General features: G+C 48.1%; 2 protein-coding genes. Both read left to right on the forward strand.

Going from position 1 to position 2344, the window contains the following annotated elements:
* Window positions 1–1540: D-ornithine 4,5-aminomutase subunit OraE (gene oraE, locus BG32_RS06125; protein WP_121526567.1), on the forward strand; the 1540-nt coding region annotated here is incomplete at its 5' end.
* Between the two features lie 57 nt (window positions 1541–1597).
* On the forward strand, window positions 1598–2344 hold a 747-nt coding region (locus BG32_RS06130; protein ID WP_121526566.1), incomplete at its 3' end, for an ExsB family protein.

Raw genomic sequence — 2344 nt, forward strand, 5'->3', positions numbered from 1 at the left:
CCATAACGCTAACGCCTCTGCTAAAAGAGCATGGAAGGTTATGCCTGAACTCCTCGTCCAGCACGCGATTAACTGTGTGTTCTCTGTCAAGGCCGGAATGAAAAAGGATTTGATATCCCTCTCCACAGTTCCACCCGTCGTTTCTCCGGCTCCTGAGTTCAAGCTGAACTTCATATATGCGCTAACTGTTCGCGAATTATTCAAAGAGTACAGGTTCAGAGCGCAGATGAACACGAGATACATCGAATCCGATCTCGTCGACGCAACCAGAATACATGTTCTAGATACCCTAATATCAAGATTGACCAAAGCCGACATCCAGTCGACGATAACTCCCGACGAAGGCAGAAATGTTCCCTGGCATGTTAATTCGATCAGAGGGGTAGAAACAGCAAAACATACACTTGTTGCCCTGGATGGAATCAAGGATTTGCTCAAGGTAAATGAAGAAGTTGTAAGGCCAAGCATTCGAGAGCTGAAGATGCGGGCGATTCTTATGATGGAAGAGATACTGGAAGTCGGCGGATACTTCGAAGCTGCGGAGAAGGGCTTCTTCGTCGATAATGGTCTTTACCCGGAACGAAATGGAGATGGGATAGCAAGACCAAAAGACGGAGGTATAGGCGCAGGCACCGTAATCCCAAGGGATGCCGATTACTTCGCTCCTGTCTGTGAACACTTCGGCTACAACAGAATTCCCGAAGGCTTATCCTCTCCAGACGAGCCTATTGGCGGCTGCACTCTCCACGACAGGGCGAAAATTAAGTATATAGACGAACTAGATGAATCAGACAATGTGAATCTCAGGATCACACAGCAGCTCGAGGACAGGGAAAAGGGCCTGATATCGCCTGAAGTGGAATGGTGGGGTGACGGATGGGTTCAACTCGACATGACCATTCCAGATGATCCCGAACACTCAGAGGCGGCCGCAATTGAAATCGCAAAAAGGATGGGCTTCACAGATGCCTCCGTCATAAGCAAGACGATCCTACACCCCGTAGAAGGCACATATCTGGAACTCAAGGCGAGAGTCCCATTCAAGATCGAGAGAGATTCCTTGCAGCTGCCGCAAAAGCCCGATCTATTAAGTGAAGAGGAGATTACCGCCTTCATTGATGAACATCCCATGAGAGTCGTGGCGGGGACCGTTGGAAACGATGAGCATTCTGTAGGTATAAGGGAGATTCTCGACATCAAACACGGGGGAATCGAAAAGTTCGGCTTCAAATACACATACTTGGGAACGAGCATTCCTCCGGAGAAGTTTATAGATGCTGCTATCGAGACTGGAGCAGATGCGATTCTGGTTTCGACGATAATAACTCACAACGAAGTACATGTAGACAATATGACGAAGATTGCGCAACTAGCTGTTGAAAAAGGTGTAAGGGACAAGGTAATAATTATTTCAGGAGGAACACAAATAACGAATGACCTTGCAGTTTCCTGCGGAATGGACGCTGGCTTTGGCCGCGGAACGAAGGGCATTAACGTAGCATCTTTCCTTGTAAAGAAGAAACGCGACCTTCTCCGATAGAATCGAGTTAACATCGAAGGCGGCATTCGCCGCCTTCTTTGCGTTATACTTGAAAAGATGACTGAACAGATAGAGAATTCCATAAACAACACGATAGATGAGATCAGAGAACTGGCCGGCGGGGAACGACTCACGGTGGCTTTTTCGGGAGGCCTTGATTCAACTTTGGTTGCCTACTTGGCTTCGAAAGCCCTTGGACGTGATCGAGTCAAATTGATAAACGTTTGTTTCGGCCCTTACTCATACAGTAGAGGACTAGAAATTGTTGCATCCCTGGCAGAAAGGCTGGACCTAAGACTTGAGTTTACACCGGGCTATGAAGCTCAAGAGAACGTTTGGAAGCGTGGCCCTTCATGCAATAGATGTACCAGATTGGCCAAGCTGCCGGCTGTCAGATCTGGAGTTCTTGGCCTGGTTGCGACCGGGGCCAACCAGTCGGACACCTGGGGAAAGACTGGAATTGTGATCAAGGATGGTTTTTACGCGCCTTTGAGAAATTGGACCAAGGCTGAGATAGAAGAAGCGCTTTCTTATCTTGATATCGAGGTCCCGAAGATTGGCGAGGCACCCGTGAGGGAAGGCTGCAAGTTGAAACACCTGTTGAAAATTATGGCCAAACCTTCCTATCACGGATATTCGGTTGCGATTTCAAATGAGATTTTGCTCGATGAATTAGATGGTTTCTCACATACTCTGGCAAACGTAAAGATAATCGGTCCGCTCTCTAGGAACGTTGCACTGATAAATGTCAGTCCCCTTCCATCGGAAAGAAAGAGAGGCAGGATCGCGGCTTCTCTGGAGTCG

The organism is Mesotoga sp. HF07.pep.5.2.highcov, from assembly GCF_003666285.1.
Lineage (GTDB): Bacteria > Thermotogota > Thermotogae > Petrotogales > Kosmotogaceae > Mesotoga > Mesotoga prima.